Raw genomic sequence first — 16565 nt, forward strand, 5'->3', positions numbered from 1 at the left:
AACGCCAGTAACAATGGCCTATCAGGTTCTTGCCCGCAAGTATCGCCCTCTCCGTTTTGCCGACGTGGCCGGACAGGATCACGTCACCCGGACGCTTATCAATGCGCTGGAGCAGCAGCGCATCGCGCATGGCTATATCTTTTCGGGCCATCGCGGTATCGGCAAAACGACCATCGCCCGCATTCTTGCGTCGGCCCTGAACTGCCGCAATGCCATCGGCTCGGCTGAGCGGCCCACCGCCGAGCCCTGCCTGAAGTGCGACTCGTGCGTCGAGATCCGTCAGGGTAATGCCGTGGACGTCATCGAGATTGACGCCGCCACCAACCGCGGCATCGATGAGATTCGCGAGCTGCGTGACGCCGCCCGTTACCGCCCGGCACGCGACCGCTACAAAATCTACATCCTGGACGAGGCACATCAGATCACCGATGCCGCCTTCAATGCTCTGTTGAAGACGCTGGAGGAGCCACCCGACCACATCGTCTTCATGATGGCGACCACCGAGCCGGAGAACATTCCGCAGACCATCCGCTCGCGCTGCCAGCACTTCAGCTTTCACGCAGTTCGCCATGATGACATCCTGGCCGAGCTGCGCGGTATTGCCCAACAGGAAGAGGTCGCTGCGGATGACGCCGCACTCGCTCTTCTGGCGGAAGCAGGTGACGGTTCCATGCGCGACGCGCTCTCCATCATGGACCAGGCCATCGCCTCCGCTCCGGTGGTGGACGGCAAGGCACAGCTCGTCGCTACCCAGATTCGCGATCTGATGGGGAGTGTCCCGAACACGGTCTTTGAAGAGATTCTCGAGGCTGTCAGCGCGAACCAGTCGGCTGTTGTCATTCAGACAGCAGCACGGCTACTGGACGCCGGGAATTCCCCGACACAGATCTCCCGTCAGTTCGTGCGCTACCTGCGCAACTGCGTCGTCGCCAAGATCGCGAACCTGACCGAAGAGAACAATCAGAGCGACCTGCTGCAGATCTCGCAGGATGAACGCCGTCGCGCCGCCCGCAGCTCCAAGCTGTTCACCGAAGAAGAGTTGACGCGTTTTCTGCAGGTGATGCTGCGCACCTTCGACGATCTCGGTTTCCGGCAGGAGCCCCGTTTCCATCTGGAGCTCGGCCTGCTGAAGCTGGTTCATCTGCAGCGGCTGCTGCCGGTGGAAGACCTGCTCAGCCAGCTCCCTGTACCGACGGGGGCCAGCCCACGCCCTGCTGCAGCGCCGCCGGTACGATCCGCAACGCCTCCACCGGCACGTCCCTCCGGCGGGCAGCCTGGAAGCACCACCTCGACCACAGCAGCCGCTCCGGCGAAACCAGCGTTCTCTCCCTTTGAGGCAGACCGCTCCCGCAAGACAGAGATGTCTTCGCGGCCAACGCTGAACAACGTCATTCCTATCGATCAAACAGCAGGCAACCTGGCATTGGCTCCTGAACCCGTGCTTCCGGCCCCTGCGCCCCTGCAAGAAGTCGCAGCCCCAGTTGTTGTCGATGACCCAGTAATGGAGGCACCGCAGGCATCGATTCCTGCTGCTACGCCGGAACCGGTAGCACCCTCCATAGCCGTATTTGCTGAGCCGGTTGCTACACCCATTGCTGAACCTGTGATGGCTCCTCCGCCCGCTCCCGTCATGGCGCCACCTTCACCTCCAGTGGAGCTAGTGATTCCAGCTCCCTCTCCTGTCGCTACAGCGGTCGCAACGCCAAGCCCCGCCGCAGTTCAGGCTGCCGGAGGCTACGACATCGCTGCCCTGCAGAACGCCATCGTCAATGAGCTTTCCGCCAGCAAGGGCCACAGTTCCGCTGCCGACCAGATGGATGAGTCCACCTTCACCATCGAAGGCAATGAGCTGCGCATCCAGACGACACTCTCTGCCGGCATGTTGAAGCTGCTGATCAACGCGGAGGCGGAGAAGATCATCAAGACCTCGCTGCGACTGCAGGGCGCCGGAGACCTGAAGCTGATGCTGCTGGCCGGCTCAGCAGCGAACGCCGCCGCGAAAAAGGATAGGCCTGCCGCAGCGGGCTCCATCAAGGCCTCGGCCATGGAGCATCCGATTGTGCAGCAGGCGCAAAAGCTCTTCAACGCAGAGATCCGAACCGTGATCGATCTGCGCGAAAAATAGAATCCTCAACCGAACGACAAACCGTCCAACAAGCGTATGAATTTTTCCGACATCGCGAAGATGAGAGAGATGATGGGCCAGGCCCGTCAGATGCAGGAGCAGATGGAGCAGAAGCTCCGTCAGGCCGAGGTCGAAGCCTCCTCGGGCGGCGGCATGGTTACGGCACGCATGAACGGCAAGAAAGAGCTGCTCTCTCTCAAGATCGACCCCACGGCCTTTTCCTCGGGCATGGGCTCTCCTGCTGATATCGAGCTGCTCGAGGACCTGATCAAGGCCGCCATCAACGAAGCCGGCCGCAAAGCCGACGAGATCATGAAACAGGGCGTTCAGTCGGCCCTCGGCGGTCTCAACATTCCTGGATTAACCTAAGAACATGGCCCGCTTCGCAGAACCCATGGCGCGGCTGATCGAAGAGCTGCGCAAACTTCCCGGCATCGGTACCAAGTCGGCGCAGAGGCTCGCCTTTCACATCCTGCGTTCCAGCACGACCGATGCCGAAGCTCTCTCCAAGGCGATTCTTCAGCTCAAGGCGAGCCTTCGCCTGTGCTCGCGCTGCAACAACATCACTGACGTCGATCCCTGCGCCATCTGCTCCAGCCCCACTCGCAACCAGCGCCTGGTCTGCGTCGTGGAAGAGCCCACCAACATCGGCGCGATCGAGAAGACCCGGACGTGGAACGGAGTTTTCCACGTCCTTCACGGCACTCTTTCTCCAGTAAATGGCATCGGTCCGGAACAGCTTCGAACGGCAAATCTTTTCAATCGTTTAGCAGAGATAGAGGAAGTGATTCTTGCACTTTCTCCAACCGTTGAAGGAGAGGCGACAAGTCACTATTTAGCCCAGGAAATCCACGGGCTCGCTCCCAGCCTTCCGGTCACCCGTATCGCCACAGGCGTTCCTGCCGGAAGCGATATTGAGTACGCCGACGAGATCACATTGAGCCGCGCTCTCGACAATCGCCGTCAGCTGTAAGGCGTGCCCTCAAATCCAATTAAGTTCATGCGCTGGGTTGTCCCCAGCGGGCTTCGCTCGTTGGGAAGCATTTGCTACATGCCGGGCACGCTGGACCATCGCTTTACGTGCAGGAGCGCTGCACGCAAAGCGACGGTCATGACAGCACGCCAGAAAGCTAAGCGTTTGGAGGAAGCACCCGCAGGTCGCCTCCCGTCATCTCCTTGGGCTGCGGGATTCCGAGGAGCCCGAGAATCGTCGGAGAGATATCGCGCAGTGAGCCGCCCTCGCGAACGCCGATCTTCTTGCCCTGATCGGTCACCAGGATGAACGGCACGGGGTTGGTGGTATGCGCCGTGTGCGGACCTCCGCTGACCGGATCGATCAGCATCTCGGCATTGCCGTGGTCGGCCGTTACGATCATCGCGCCTTCACGGGCTCTGATTGCCTTGTACAGGCGGCCCAGGCAGTAATCGACCGTCTCCACACCCTTGACCGTAGGCTCTATCTTGCCCGAGTGGCCCACCATATCCGCATTCGCGAAGTTCACGACAATCACATCGAAGGCTGTATCGTTGACGGCCTTCTCGACGACTTCGGCGATTCCTTCGGCGCTCATCTCGGGAGCCAGATCGTACGTCGCCACCTTCTTCGACGGCACCAGCTCGCGCTCCTCGCCCGCGAAGGGCTTCTCGATACCGCCGTTGAAGAAGTAGGTGACGTGCGCATACTTCTCCGTCTCGGCGACACGAAGGTTGCGAAGCTCTGCGTTACCCATCACATTGGCCAGGAGATTATCCATGCTCTCCGGCAGCAGATACATGGGCAGAGTGAAGTTCTTGTCGTACTGCGTCATCGCGACGATGTGCAGGTTCTTCGGTACGCCGGCACGCGGAATCTCCAGGTCGAGCTCGGCGGACTTGGGCAGCTCGCGCCCGTCGTCTTTGGAGAGGTGCGAGTTACGAGCCAGCACGCGAATGATCTGACGAACGCGGTCGGCGCGGTAGTTGAAGCAGATGACCGCATCCTCATCCTGAATAGTTGCTACCGGCTTGCCATGCTCGGTAACGACAAAGGGGACAATGAACTCATCGGTGACGCCGTTGTTGTAGCCCTCACGCACGCGTGCGATGGCATCCTCATAAGCTCCGCCCTCGGCCTGCCCCTTCACCATGGCGCCGAAGGCCTTGGCCTCGCGCTCCCAGCGCAGATCGCGGTCCATGGCGTAATAACGTCCGCTGACGGAAGCCAGCTTGCCTACGCCATACTCACGGAACTTCTGGGAGAGCGCTTCCAGATAGCCGGCTCCGGAGCTCGGCAGCGTATCGCGGCCGTCCATGAAGGCATGCACATAGACGTTCTTCAGTCCCTGCTCTGCAGCCATCTTCAACAGCGCATAGAGATGCCGCTGGTGCGAGTGCACACCGCCATCTGACACCAGGCCGATCAGATGCAGCGCGCGTCCGTGCGCAGCCGCCTGCATCGCCTTCACCAGCGTGGGATCGGTAAAGAAATCGCCCTTTGAGACCGTCTCATCGATGCGGACGATGTCCATGCGCACAATACGTCCGGCGCCGATGTTCAGGTGACCGACCTCGGAGTTGCCCATCTGTCCATCGGGGAGGCCGACGAAGTGATCGCTGGCGCGGATCGTCGTATTGGGATACTCCGCCAGCAGAAGGTCGTAGTTCGGCTTGCGGGCCAGAGCGATGGCGTTGCCCTTGGTCTCGGTGCGGATACCCCATCCATCAAGGATGGTCAGGACGAGCGGCTTATTCTTTGACATTACTGATTCACTTTCCGCGTTGATGTGCTGCTTCGGCTGCTCGCGGCTCAGCCCCTAGAGCATTTTCACTGTTGCTGGGTATCCCTGAAGAGGAGTGCAGCGGCGTTTTCATTGCGGAAAACGCCCATAGATGTGGAAGCCCTGCACTATACCTACAGCGAAAATTCTCTATTGCAACAATGGGTGCGGCTGCCGGCAGCAGCGCACCCATCGTTGCAAAGGAAGTTTGAAGAGAGCCCCTCACAACGGCTACTCACCGCAGTTGATGGACTCAATACCGAGGAACTCTGCGCCCGGGCCCAGCTCTTCTTCGATGCGGAGAAGCTGGTTGTACTTGGCGATACGATCCGTACGGCTGGCAGAACCGGTCTTGATCTGCCCCGCACCGGTTGCAACCGCCAGATCGGCGATGAAGGTGTCTTCAGTCTCGCCCGAGCGGTGCGAGATGATCGAGGTGTATCCATAGCGGCGGCCGAGAGTGATGGCTTCCAGAGTCTCCGAGACGGTACCGATCTGGTTCACCTTGATCAGGATGGAGTTGGCTACGCCCTGCTCGATGCCCTGCTGCAGACGGCGGGAGTTCGTCACAAAGAGATCGTCGCCGACGAGCTGTACGAAGTTGCCGATCTTATCGGTCAGCAGCTTCCAGCCGGCCCAATCGTCTTCCGCTAGACCATCTTCGATGGAGACGATCGGGTACTGGCGGCACCAGCTCTCCCAGAACGACGCCATCTCTTCGCTGCTCAGCTCGCGCTTGTCGCTCTTCTTGAAGACGTACTTGCCCGTCTCCTTGTTGTAGAACTCAGACGAAGCGGGATCGAGCGCGATGGCGATCTGCTCACCGGCCTTATATCCGGCCAGTTCAATCGCTTCGAGGATCACTTCGATTGCCTCCACGTTCGACTTCAGCGAAGGAGCGAAACCGCCCTCATCACCCACGGCCGTGTTCAGGCCCTTCTTCTTGAGCACGCCCTTCAGCGTGTGGAAGACCTCGGTGCCCCAGCGCAGTGCGTCAGAGAAGCTCTCCGCGCCGACGGGCATAACCATGAACTCCTGGAAGTCCACCGTATTGTCGGCGTGCGCGCCGCCATTGAGGATGTTCATCATCGGCGTGGGCAGAATGCAGGCATTCACGCCACCGAGGTAGCGGTAGAGCGGCAGCTTGAGCTGTGCGGCAGCGGCGCGAGCGGTGGCCATGGAGACGGCCAGAATGGCGTTGGCGCCCAGCTTGCTCTTGTTCTCCGTGCCGTCGATGGCGATCATGGTCGCATCGATCAGGCGCTGGTTGCTGGCGTCCATGCCGGCCAGCTCAGGAGCGAGGATGCTCTCGACGTTCTCGACTGCCTGCAACACGCCCTTACCGAGGTAAACCTCTTTGTCGCCGTCACGCAGTTCAACAGCCTCGTGTTCGCCGGTAGATGCGCCCGAGGGCACAGCGGCACGGCCAAATGCGCCACCGGCGAGCAGGACATCTGCCTCAACGGTCGGATTTCCACGCGAATCCAGAATCTCGCGGGCGTGAATGGAAACAATCTCGGTCATCTCTCTCCTCAAATCTGTAGACAACACGCCCGAGGGGCGCACGATGCGATGGGCAAGGCGGTCGTTGAGTTTCGGTCGGCGATCGACAGCGATAGCGCTGCCACTCACTCCGGCGATCATCTCGACAAGCTCTGCCATACGGAATAACTCTCGTTTCTAGAAAATTTTAGCAGCCGAAAACCACCCAGTGGCCTGACCACGCCAGCTTTAACGGTGCTGTAGCAGTGTTTGCAACCAAGATTCCCGGGGGATCACATCCGCAACCTATGGGGCTACGCTTGGTCTATACAATTGCGCTTCTTGCGCGCCCGAGGTTTTATGTCCGTCAAGCACTCTGTGTCCACCGCTGCCCTGCTTCTGTCCATTGCGCCGCTGTTTGCGCAGCAAAGCGGCGTGTCCGTGCCCCCCAATGAGGACTATACGCAGGACGCCGCCCCGCAGAAGCCCAGCGCAGCCAAGCCCGTCGCCACCGTTCCCCCCGCCCTCGGCGAGGAACCGGCGCCTGTTCCGGCTCCCGTTCAGACCATGCCTGCTCCCGTTGCCGCTCCCAAGCCGGTACCGGCAGCCCCTGCTCCCACCGCAGTCGCCGAGCTGAAAACGCATGCCGACGCGGACCCCGATAGCGGTGTCGTGACCTACGTCCCCTCCCCCAAGGGTGAACTTCCGCAGGGCACGTTGATTCGTGTGCACCTCAACGATGAGATCTCCACAACCGACACCCCGCTCGGCGCTCCCTTCCACGCCCGGATTGCGCAGGATGTCTCGCGCGACGGCCATGTCATCATCCCCGCCGGTTCGGAGATGGTCGGGCGCGTGACAGAAGTACGGGGTGGCAAGCGGATCCGCGGTGCAGCCCTGATTCACCTGGAGCCACAGCAGATCAACCTGCCTGACGGAACGCACTTCGTAGTCCATGCGCAGGTCATCGATACCGACCAGCAAGGAACCGCTCGTATCGGCAGCGAAGGCGATATCGTTCGCCGCGATCACGCCAAGGGAACTCTGGCCGCCATGGGGCTCACCACCGGCGGCGCCACTGCTGCAGGAGCCATGGTGGGCGGCGGTGTGGGAGCTCTGGTAGGCGCGGGTATCGGTGCCGGCGCCTCGACCGTGGTCTGGCTGAAGCAGGACCGCCAGCTCACCATCATGAAGGACTCCACCATCGACTTCGCCCTAAGTGTGCCGATGATGACCACGCCACTGCACAACTAGAGACTGGTGAAAGAGCAAAGCCAAGGGGCCGGAATATCCGGCCCCTTGGCTTTGCGTTGAATGGTTGAATAGTTGTTCGTAGATGGTGATACTTTCAACCTAATCTTCGGACGTTGCTGAGCAGGCGCTTCCAGTTCTTCTGGTTTCTCCGGAAGCTCTTCTTCAGGTCTTCAAGAATTCGCTCGAAGTCTGCGTGGCCGCGCAGCTTGCTCCACGCCGGGTTGATTGAGAACCAGGGATAGTTCTCGTTCCCCAGGTAGATGGCGCGGCGCAGCCAGTGCAATGCTTCGCTCTCATCGCCCTCCACCGCGAAGTACGTAGCCAGGCGATAGGCCATCTCGGAGTCGGCCTCGGCGGCTGCCAACGTCTCATCCAAGATGAAGGTCGAGGCTTTCTGCCGATCTCCAAGCTGCACGTAGCACATCGCAATCGTCGGCGAGATGATGCGCAGCGAGGGATCGCCCGCAACCACCGACTCCAGTGTCTCTACGGCCTTCTGCAGCTCTCCCCGGCGCATCAACTGATATCCCTCGGTGATGCGCAGCAGAGCGTGATCGGGCTGCAGTGTCAGACCCTTCTGAATCTCATCACCGGCCAGCTCCAGCTGGTTCTGGTACTGGTACACGCGGGCGCGATGGTTGTAGATATTCGGGGCTCCCGAGGGATTGAGGCGGAGGGCGGTCGAGAACTGGTCGAGCGCTTCTTCGTACATGCCATCGAGCCGTAACGTAATACCCGCGATGGTATGCACGTTCCACTCATTTTCTGCGGTCTGCAGCAGATTCTCGATCCCGTGACGGACACTCTCTTTCTCACCGCGTGAGAGCAGCATGTAGACACGATAGAGATTCGCCTCAATCGATCCGGGATCCAGTGACAACGCCTTGTCGAAGGCACGGCGTGCCTCCAGCAAATGCATCTGGCCACCCAGGCCATGACGGGCATACTGCAACTGAGCGATGCCCAGACCAGTCCATCCCGGAGCAAAGTTCGGGTTCCGCGTTACCACCGCCTCCAGCAGGGTGCGAGCACGATCAAGATCGTCGCGCGATCCGGTCGTCTGCATGAAGCTGGAAAGAATCGCGCGGCCCTGAAGATAGTCTTCCGAGGTGTCTTCCGTCAGCGGTATGGAGGTACTGGGAACTGCGGCACGCTTGCGTTTCAGACCACCAAAGCCCTGCAGTGAGGCGAAGACCTCGTTACTGATCTCCGTCTGCACGGCAACCAGATCGAACGATGCCACACTGATGGCGCCGCCGGCGAGAATGCTTTGTCCGGCGACGTCCAATAGCTGCCAGTTCAGGTCAAAGCCCTTCTCCGACCGCAGGAAGTTCCCGGCCAGCACAAACTGCACCAGCAGCTTCCGGCCGATAGCCAGCGGATCAAGCTGCTGCACCGGCACATTCATCAGGGAGCTGGTGGGACGCACGACGAGATCCGAGATACGCGCCAACCTGGCCGACATAGCATCGGCAAGTGCATGCCCGTAGAGCGGAGAGACATCGCCTGCCGGAGCGAAGTTCACGAACGGAAGAACAACGATCGAGTTTTCCTTGGTAGGAGTCTCGGTGCTGTCGCGGAAACGCTCGGCAAGCATCGACAGAATGCCGGTGGAGCGCTTCTCTTCCTCCTGCGGCGTCTCCAGACGGGCGAGCGGCGAGCCTCCCGGCACAACGACAGCTTCAAGCTGCATCGTGGTCAGAATGGTCTTCAGGCTTTCGCGCAGCTCTAGTGCTGATCCGAAGCGGGCCGACGGCTGCTTCTCCAGGCAGCGGAGGATGACACTCTCAAGCTCCTGCGGAAGCGAGGGCGCAATCTCGCGCAACGGCGGCGGATCAGAAAACTGAATGGCTCGAATGGACTGGAACTCCGGCGCATCCGGACGATGGAACGGATGRCGCCCGGCAGCGAGCTCATACAGGATGAGTCCCAACGCAAAGATGTCGCTCTGCACACTCGACTGCCCGGTCACGAACTGCTCGGGAGCCATATAGGCCACAGTTCCGCCGCGAGCGGTGTATGTCGGCCCTACAGGCGCGTTGACATCGCGCTTGTCACCGGGCTTCACCGGGTCAAAGTGCATGTCCTCTGCCGAGAGCCGCCGAGCGAGGCCGAAGTCGAGGATCTTGATCAGGCCGCCATCCGTCAGCATGACGTTGGCGGGCTTCAGGTCGCGATGGAAGATGCCGAGCGCATGCGCGGCGGCGAGGCCGTCGGCCATCTGCATACCTGCCGAGAGGATGAGCTGCAGGCTCGCCGGTCCCTCACCGATGACCTTGTCCAGGCTCTTGCCGGGAATGTACTGCATGGCAATGAATGCCTCATCCTCGGTCTCACCCGTGTCATAGATCGCGCAGACGTTGGGATGGTCGATTGCGGAGGCCAATCGCGCCTCACGCAGAACGGTCGAACGGATCTGCTCGACGGTCAGGGCTCCACGCTTGATCAGCTTGAGAACGACTGGACGTTGCAGCAGGGTGTCCGTGGCAAGATAGACGACGCCGGAACCGCCTGCACCCAGCTTCCGGACAATCTCATATTGCTCGACCTGTCGTTGCTTCATATCTTGATTATCGCAAGTCGGCTGTGGAACTTTACTCCAGCACAAGCTCATGCGCTGAGTTGGGCTCGCTAAAGACGACATGGGCGGGCAAATCACTTCGCCCGCCCATGCTGTACCTCTTCAACTTTCAACTTGCAACTTTTAACTCTTACCCTAGTGCGGATACTGCGGACGTTCCCACGGCCGCGGATTTACCGGATCGTTCTTCCAGCTCTGGCGCTTGCCCAGGTACCACATCAGCGCGCCAAACAGGAACATCACGATTCCCCATTCGATGTTCAGATTATCGCCCAGCGACTTCTGATAGATGGCTGAGCCGCGGGTGAAGAATCCATAGACGGTCATCAGACCGCCGGTCACAAGAAACATCAGGCCAAGCGGAAAACGGATATCGAGTCCCATGCATTCCTCCTTACGCGAACACCAGGTTGAGAATCACCAGCAAGACCAGCACGGCGATCGCCAGCGATGCCGGCTTCTGCCACCAGGCGAGGTGCTCCTCCACCGGCTTGGGTGTGAGTGAATAGACCAGGCCGACCAGTTCAGGCTCAGGCCGTGGTTTCGTCATCAAGCTGATAGCGACGGTCACCAGCAGATTGACGGAGAAGGCCACAATTGCGGTCCAGAAGTTCTGGGCCATGTCACTCGGATAGGTGTGGACCAGCTTGATCCAGGCGCCATGGAGACCTGGGGCTGCGTTCTGCGGCAGCGTCAGACCATGATGCAGCAGAGCTGCACTGGTACCCAGGATCAGACCGCTGAAGGCGCCGTGTCCGGTCGTGCGCTTCCAGAACATTCCCAGCAGGAAGGTGGCGAAGAGCGGCGCATTCACAAAACTGAAGACCAGCTGCAACGCGTCCATGATGTTGTTGAAGCTGGTCGCTGCGTACGCCGCGCCGATCGATAGCAGAATGCCACCGACAGTCGCTATGCGTCCCATCATCAGATAGTGGGCGTCGGTAGCACGCTTATTGATGTAGCTCTGATAGATGTCGTAGGTCCACACCGTATTGAAGGCGGTTACATTGCCCGCCATGCCTGACATAAAGCTGGCCAGCAGAGCGGTGAGTCCCAGGCCGAGGATGCCCGAGGGAAAGTAATGGAGCAGCAGAGCCGGAATGGCCAGGTCGTAGTTATAGACCGGCTGGCCCTTCTCGTCCAGCATCGGAGCTCCGCTGACCGGGTTTACCTTCTGCGGAATAATGCCGAGGCTCGTTCCCGCAGTGCTGGCGCCGACGAGATGGTTTTGCGCGGCGTGCTGCGCGACAGGAATGCTGACCGCGATCAGGCCAGGCAGAATGACCAGGAAGGGGAAGAACATCTTGGGGACGGCCGCGATCAGAGGAACGCGGCGGGCGCTCTCCTCAGAGTTAGCCGCCATGGCGCGTTGGACGACGAGGAAATCCGTACACCAGTAGCCAAAGCTGAGTACAAAGCCGAGTCCCATGACCAGGCCGAACCACTCCACGCCAAGCGGGTTGGTGTTGGCATGAGTCATGCCCTGCCAGGAATGGGTCATCGGGCCGGGCAGGCGCTGCTGAATTCCGTGCCATCCACCGACATTCTTCAGGCCGACCCAGACCAGCGGAGCGAAGCCGGCCACAATCAGGAAGAACTGAAGCACTTCGTTGTAGATGGCCGAGGTGAGTCCGCCCAGGAAGATATAGGCCAGCACGATGACAGCGCTGAGCAGGACCGAGACGTGGAAGATGTATTGGTCGGGAATAATGTTGTGGAACAGACCCAGCGTCTGGATCAGCAGCGCCATGGCGTACATGGAGATGCCCGAGCTGAAGACCGTCATGATGGCGAAGCTGAAGGCATTGACCGACCGGGTCTTCTCATCGAAGCGCAGCCGCAGATACTCCGGCACGGAACGGGCCTTGGAGCCGTAGTAGAAGGGCATCATAAAGATGCCGACAAAGACCATGGCAGGTACGGCGCCGATCCAGTAAAAGTGGCTGGTGGCGATGCCGTATTTGGCGCCGGAGGCGCCCATGCCGATGACCTCCTGGGCTCCCAGGTTGGCTGAGATGAAGGCCAGACCACAGATCCAGGCCGGAATGGAGCGGCCGGCAAGGAAGAAATCGTTGCTGGTCCGCATGTAACGCTTCAGCGTAAATCCGATGCCGAGCACGAAAACGAAGTAGACCAGCATGATCAGCCAGTCAATGAAGGTCAGGGTCACGTATGGAATCCAGTCCTGACGATTTTTGCAACATCGTCATCGCGCTCATTCTAACCGGATTACTGATATCTCACGGAAGCCCTTCCTTTGGTGTCGGCAACCTTACCGAGGGGGAGGTGCATCGTACGTCGTTAACCAGGAGAGTTCGGCTGCGCCGCGTGCCCCTCTGGCCCGGGACGACGGTCAGGCTAATATGAAGCTCGGTGTCCCCCCGCTGTTCGGGAACAGGCCCCTGAAAGATTGCGGTACTCATGCTTCATTTCCTGCCGAACAAACGTATGCAATCCACGGTTCTCTTGATTGACGACAACGCGGTACAGGCAGCCACCCGCCAGACGATCCTGAAGCGTGCCGGCTACTTTGTCATTCCCGCCTTAAATCCACAGCGAGCCCTCGAACAGTTTCGAGCGAACGAGTTTCCGGCAGTCATCGACCTCGTGATTACGGACCACATCATGCCCGGCATGACCGGGGCGGAGTTTGTGCGTGAGCTTCGTACTTTTGCCCCTACCCTTCCGGTGCTGGTCATCAGCGGCATGGAGGAGGCGGAGGACGAATACGTGGACCTGAACGTGAACTTTCGCCTGAAACCTCTTCTGCCGGATAACCTTCTGGCCAGCGTTCACAGGTTAATCAACCCTGGCGACGGGGACGAAAAGCGCGATATCGCGTAGCTGGACCAAGCTTGGGACGGGCGATCTCCGGCCAATCAGTCCGCTAACCGCGCAAGCTCATTGCCCAGCATGCCTGTGGCCTGAGAAAATGAGCGGTGGAGCCTCCTCATGCCGCACCCCATGCCTACCTTTGGCAGTTTTTCCCTGCTGCTGGCCCTCGTGCTTGCTGTCTACTCCCTGGCCATGGGCGGAGCATCGCTATGGCAGATGGCAACCGGCCGTTCCGGACGCATCGCCCCTGAGCGCCTGTCGGAGACTGCCCGCCGCGCCGGCATTATGACCTTCGCCGCCGTTTCCTGCGCGGCCTTCGCCCTGGTATGGGCGGCATTCACCAATGATTATTCGGTGGCGTATATCTTCCACCACACCAACCGCGACCTGCATCCGGCGTACAAATTTTCCGCGCTATGGTCCGGTCAAGAAGGTTCGCTGCTGCTGTGGAGCTGGCTGTTGGCCGCCTACGGATTCGTCCTCCGGCTCCGCCATAAGGTCGATGTCCGGCTGACCGCCCACGCCTCCACGATCCTGGCCGGGGTTCAGGTCTTCTTCCTTCTCCTGCTGGTCTTCGCCGCTCCACCGTTTTCCATCCAGCCGGGAGAGGTTCCTCCGGACGGCGCCGGTCTCAATCCCCTGCTGCAGTATCCGGAGATGGTGATCCATCCCCCAATGCTTTACCTGGGTTACGTTGGGTTCGCCGTCCCCTTCGCCTTCGCCCTCGGCGCCCTGATCATGCGCTACCCCGGCGAGAAGTGGATCCACATCACCCGCCGCTGGACGATGGTGACCTGGCTCTTCCTGACCGTCGGCATCTTCCTCGGCGCGCACTGGGCGTACTCAGTGCTCGGATGGGGAGGCTACTGGGGGTGGGATCCGGTTGAGAACGCCAGCCTGATGCCATGGCTAACCGGCACGGCGTTCCTGCACTCCGTGATGATGCAGGAGAAGCGCGGCATGATGAAGAGCTGGAATGTCTGGCTCATCTTCTCCACCTTCATGCTGACGGTGCTGGGAACGCTGCTGACGCGCTCCGGCCTGGTCAGCTCCGTCCATGCCTTCGCGCAGTCCAGCATCGGAAACTGGTTTTACGGCTTCCTGATCCTCATCTTCTGTGTCTGCCTCTTCGTCTTTGTGCGCCAACGCGACCATCTGAAGACGGAGAACAAGCTGGAGTCGATCGTCTCCCGCGAATCCAGCTTCCTCTTTAATAACCTCATCCTGCTGGTTGCCTGCTTTACCGTGCTGTGGGGCACGCTCTTCCCGGTCCTGAGCGAGTATGTACAGGGCTCCAAGGCAACAGTCGGCGCTCCGTTCTATAACCGCGTCGCCCTGCCGATCGGCCTCTTCCTTCTGTTCCTTACAGGTGTGGGTCCATTGCTGGCATGGCGCAGCACCACCCTGCGGACGATTCGCCGGAACTTTATTCTGCCCTCCATTGCGACTGTCGCCACCGCGATCGGCCTGATGATCGCGCATGTCCGGCCTTGGGAAGACCAGTCAGAGCTCTACTCCCTGATGGCCTTTTCCCTCGGCGCCGGGGTCATCACCGCGATCCTTTCGGAGTTTCTGCGCGGCGCCAACGTTGTCGGCACGCAGACCGGCAAGAACCTCTTCACCGCCTCACTGCAACTGATCCAGCGCAATACGCGACGCTATGGCGGGTACATTGTTCACTTTGGCGTTGTTGTGATCATTGTCGGTATCGCCGGAGGAGCGTTCAATCAGTCGACAGAGCAGGAGGTCGGTTTCGGCGACAAGATCAACATCGGTCCGTATGAACTGCGCTGTCAGTCCTACACACAGGACTCGAACGCCAATTACGACACCGAGTACGCCTTGCTGGATGTTTATCGCCATGGCAAATACGTGACACAGCTTGCGCCAGAGCACCGTTTTTACGCTGCCAGCCAGACGAACTCCACCATCGTTGCGAACCGTTCAACCCTGCAGCACGATCTGTACGTCATCTATGAGGGCAAGAATCCGGAGACAGGCAAACCCATTATCAAGGCCTTCCTGAATCCGTTGATCGCCTGGATCTGGATTGGCGTACTGATCATCATCCTAGGAACCTTCGTGGCACTCGCGCCGGCCATCAAACCAGCGCTGGCAGCTTCTCGTGTCATCCACACGGAAGCCGTTGCAGTCGGGAGTGGTGACTAATGCAGATCCGTTCTTTTATGCATCGCTTCACCACACGTATGCTTCGCCATCGCATGATGCAACTCTGCGTGGTTTTATTTGGAGCGGTCCTTTTGATGGCTGCCGCAGATGATAGCGGTACACGCTTCAATAAGATTGGCCACGCCATGATGTGCGCCTGCGGTTGCGGCCAGATTTTGCTGGAATGCAACCACGTGGGTTGCCCAGACTCTGACCGCATGATCGGCGAGTTGCGGACACAAGTTGCAAGCGGCGGCGACGATACCTCGATCTTCAACTGGTTCGCCGCGAAGTACGGTCCAACGATTCTTGCTGCCCCGATCCGCGGCGGCTTCGATACCGTAGCCTGGATCACCCCGGTGGTTGTGTTCCTCCTGGCCACCGTCGGAACGGCGTTGCTGGTACGCACCTGGGTACGCCGCCGGAGAAACACTGTGACCACACCCGAGGGCATTCCGGTTCAGTTGCCGGAGAACGATGCCGTACGCGAACGAATTCGCCGGGAGACGGAGTACTGATGGGACTGGTTGCCGCTGCTGTTCTGACCCTTGCCTCACTGGCCTACATCTTTTGGCCGGCCGAGAATCCCTTTTCGCAACGTGCCAAGTCGCAGCTCGACTATCTCCGTGAGCGCAAAGAAGCCGTGTACGAGAATCTGCGTGACCTGAACTTCGAGTACAAGGCCGGCAAATACCCGGAAGAGGACTATGTCACTCAGCGGTCACTGCTGGAGAATGAAGCGGCAGAGATCATGGGCGAGATGGATCGGCTGGAACGCGCGTAACAGGAACCTCGTCAATAGTGCCAATACTCTAGTTGCCCCACCCTTCGCGATAAAACCGCGAAGAATCGGGCAACGAGGATATGGGCTCTCTTTTAGAGGGTTGGTTCCACAGACCTTCCGCGCTACGATAGTGGCATTCGCGGAGGCCGTATGACCCAGTCGATCTTCCCGATGATCCATGTGCCGGACGTTCGAGCGACAGTGGAGTGGTACGTCTCCGTCCTCGGCTTCACCAAAACAGGCGAAAACATTGAGTGCGGCGAGATGAACTGGGCCCGTCTGCGTTACGGCGCCAGCGAGATCATGCTGAATATCGAAGGCCGCCCCAGCGACGCCTTCCGCCGAGAATTCGACCTCTATCTCTACGCCTCAGACGTGGATGCGCTCTACGATCGTCTCCATAAACGCGTCGACATCGTCGAACCGCCCCATGACACACACTACGGCATGCGTGAGTTCATCCTGCGCGACTGCAATCGCTTCTGGATCACCTTCGGTCAGCCGGTGGCGAATTGAAGAATTGAATGATTGAAGAATTGAATAAGGGTCAAGCTCTCGCTTGAATGGGCGAGTCAACGA

At 59.8% G+C, this 16565-nt stretch carries 14 protein-coding genes; 9 read left to right on the top strand and 5 right to left on the bottom strand.

What is annotated here, in order from left to right; translation table 11 throughout:
* The first annotated feature begins 13 nt into the window (after positions 1 to 13).
* Genes dnaX through recR form a run of 3 tightly spaced genes read left to right on the top strand, consistent with a single transcriptional unit; the run spans position 14 to position 3098 of the window.
* Entirely contained in the window at positions 14 to 2125 is a 2112-nt protein-coding gene (gene dnaX / locus AB4Y89_RS14590) for a DNA polymerase III subunit gamma/tau (RefSeq protein WP_442301669.1), read from the top strand.
* 36 nt (positions 2126 to 2161) lie between these two features.
* A complete protein-coding gene (locus tag AB4Y89_RS14595) occupies positions 2162 to 2494 on the top strand; it encodes a YbaB/EbfC family nucleoid-associated protein (protein WP_442301670.1) in 333 nt (110 codons plus the stop codon).
* A 4-nt stretch (positions 2495 to 2498) separates the two neighbouring features.
* Complete coding sequence (gene recR, locus AB4Y89_RS14600; RefSeq protein WP_442301671.1) at positions 2499 to 3098, top strand: recombination mediator RecR; 600 nt, start codon at positions 2499 to 2501, stop codon at positions 3096 to 3098.
* A gap of 157 nt (positions 3099 to 3255) precedes the next feature.
* Here the strand turns inward: recR and gpmI are convergent, their stop codons facing one another.
* Complete coding sequence (gene gpmI, locus AB4Y89_RS14605) at positions 3256 to 4863, bottom strand: 2,3-bisphosphoglycerate-independent phosphoglycerate mutase (RefSeq protein ID WP_442301672.1); 1608 nt, start codon at positions 4861 to 4863, stop codon at positions 3256 to 3258.
* 249 nt (positions 4864 to 5112) lie between these two features.
* Positions 5113 to 6405, bottom strand: coding sequence for a phosphopyruvate hydratase (eno, locus tag AB4Y89_RS14610; protein WP_442301837.1), 1293 nt, complete (start codon positions 6403 to 6405; stop codon positions 5113 to 5115).
* Positions 6406 to 6723: 318 nt separating this feature from the next.
* Between eno and AB4Y89_RS14615 the strand changes: the two genes are divergently transcribed.
* The gene (locus AB4Y89_RS14615) at positions 6724 to 7617 is read left to right on the top strand and encodes a TrbI/VirB10 family protein (RefSeq protein ID WP_442301673.1); all 894 of its coding nucleotides are present in this window, start codon (positions 6724 to 6726) and stop codon (positions 7615 to 7617) included.
* A 94-nt stretch (positions 7618 to 7711) separates the two neighbouring features.
* Here AB4Y89_RS14615 and AB4Y89_RS14620 read toward each other — a convergent pair whose 3' ends face one another.
* The 3 genes from AB4Y89_RS14620 to AB4Y89_RS14630 all read right to left on the bottom strand — a co-directional run bounded on the left by AB4Y89_RS14620 (position 7712) and on the right by AB4Y89_RS14630 (position 12368).
* Positions 7712 to 10180 (bottom strand): protein kinase domain-containing protein, encoded by a 2469-nt coding sequence (locus AB4Y89_RS14620; RefSeq protein ID WP_442301674.1) that lies wholly within the window; start codon positions 10178 to 10180, stop codon positions 7712 to 7714.
* Between the two features lie 153 nt (positions 10181 to 10333).
* Complete coding sequence (locus tag AB4Y89_RS14625; protein WP_442301675.1) at positions 10334 to 10582, bottom strand: hypothetical protein; 249 nt, start codon at positions 10580 to 10582, stop codon at positions 10334 to 10336.
* Between the two features lie 10 nt (positions 10583 to 10592).
* Complete coding sequence (locus AB4Y89_RS14630; RefSeq protein WP_442301676.1) at positions 10593 to 12368, bottom strand: sodium:solute symporter family protein; 1776 nt, start codon at positions 12366 to 12368, stop codon at positions 10593 to 10595.
* A gap of 278 nt (positions 12369 to 12646) precedes the next feature.
* On the opposite strand from AB4Y89_RS14630, the gene AB4Y89_RS14635 reads away from it, so the two are divergent.
* From AB4Y89_RS14635 to AB4Y89_RS14655, 5 genes are all read left to right on the top strand, one after another.
* The gene (locus AB4Y89_RS14635; RefSeq protein ID WP_442301677.1) at positions 12647 to 13042 is read left to right on the top strand and encodes a response regulator; all 396 of its coding nucleotides are present in this window, start codon (positions 12647 to 12649) and stop codon (positions 13040 to 13042) included.
* 108 nt (positions 13043 to 13150) lie between these two features.
* The gene (locus AB4Y89_RS14640) at positions 13151 to 15202 is read left to right on the top strand and encodes a heme lyase CcmF/NrfE family subunit (protein ID WP_442301678.1); all 2052 of its coding nucleotides are present in this window, start codon (positions 13151 to 13153) and stop codon (positions 15200 to 15202) included.
* 95 nt (positions 15203 to 15297) lie between these two features.
* Positions 15298 to 15720, top strand: a complete 423-nt coding sequence (locus tag AB4Y89_RS14645; RefSeq protein ID WP_442301679.1) for a cytochrome c-type biogenesis protein — start codon at positions 15298 to 15300, stop codon at positions 15718 to 15720.
* Positions 15720 to 15986 (top strand): hypothetical protein, encoded by a 267-nt coding sequence (locus AB4Y89_RS14650; RefSeq protein ID WP_442301680.1) that lies wholly within the window; start codon positions 15720 to 15722, stop codon positions 15984 to 15986. Before AB4Y89_RS14645 ends, AB4Y89_RS14650 begins: the two co-directional genes overlap by 1 nt.
* Positions 15987 to 16136: 150 nt before the next feature.
* A complete protein-coding gene (locus AB4Y89_RS14655; protein WP_442301681.1) occupies positions 16137 to 16502 on the top strand; it encodes a VOC family protein in 366 nt (121 codons plus the stop codon).
* Positions 16503 to 16565 lie beyond the last annotated feature (63 nt).

This window comes from Terriglobus sp. 2YAB30_2 (assembly GCF_052114765.1).
Taxonomy (GTDB): Bacteria; Acidobacteriota; Terriglobia; order Terriglobales; family Acidobacteriaceae; genus Terriglobus.

What these genes read in the sequence shown, in the direction of transcription:
- AB4Y89_RS14655 (WP_442301681.1), top strand. Translation starts at nt 16,137, where the DNA reads ATGACCCAGTCGATCTTCCCGATGATCCATGTGCCGGACGTTCGAGCG.
- eno (WP_442301837.1), bottom strand. Translation starts at nt 6,405, where the DNA reads ATGACCGAGATTGTTTCCATTCACGCCCGCGAGATTCTGGATTCGCGT.
- dnaX (WP_442301669.1), top strand. Translation starts at nt 14, where the DNA reads ATGGCCTATCAGGTTCTTGCCCGCAAGTATCGCCCTCTCCGTTTTGCC.
- AB4Y89_RS14635 (WP_442301677.1), top strand. Translation starts at nt 12,647, where the DNA reads ATGCAATCCACGGTTCTCTTGATTGACGACAACGCGGTACAGGCAGCC.
- AB4Y89_RS14640 (WP_442301678.1), top strand. Translation starts at nt 13,151, where the DNA reads ATGCCGCACCCCATGCCTACCTTTGGCAGTTTTTCCCTGCTGCTGGCC.
- gpmI (WP_442301672.1), bottom strand. Translation starts at nt 4,863, where the DNA reads ATGTCAAAGAATAAGCCGCTCGTCCTGACCATCCTTGATGGATGGGGT.
- AB4Y89_RS14645 (WP_442301679.1), top strand. Translation starts at nt 15,298, where the DNA reads ATGGCTGCCGCAGATGATAGCGGTACACGCTTCAATAAGATTGGCCAC.
- AB4Y89_RS14595 (WP_442301670.1), top strand. Translation starts at nt 2,162, where the DNA reads ATGAATTTTTCCGACATCGCGAAGATGAGAGAGATGATGGGCCAGGCC.
- AB4Y89_RS14615 (WP_442301673.1), top strand. Translation starts at nt 6,724, where the DNA reads ATGTCCGTCAAGCACTCTGTGTCCACCGCTGCCCTGCTTCTGTCCATT.
- recR (WP_442301671.1), top strand. Translation starts at nt 2,499, where the DNA reads ATGGCCCGCTTCGCAGAACCCATGGCGCGGCTGATCGAAGAGCTGCGC.
- AB4Y89_RS14625 (WP_442301675.1), bottom strand. Translation starts at nt 10,582, where the DNA reads ATGGGACTCGATATCCGTTTTCCGCTTGGCCTGATGTTTCTTGTGACC.
- AB4Y89_RS14650 (WP_442301680.1), top strand. Translation starts at nt 15,720, where the DNA reads ATGGGACTGGTTGCCGCTGCTGTTCTGACCCTTGCCTCACTGGCCTAC.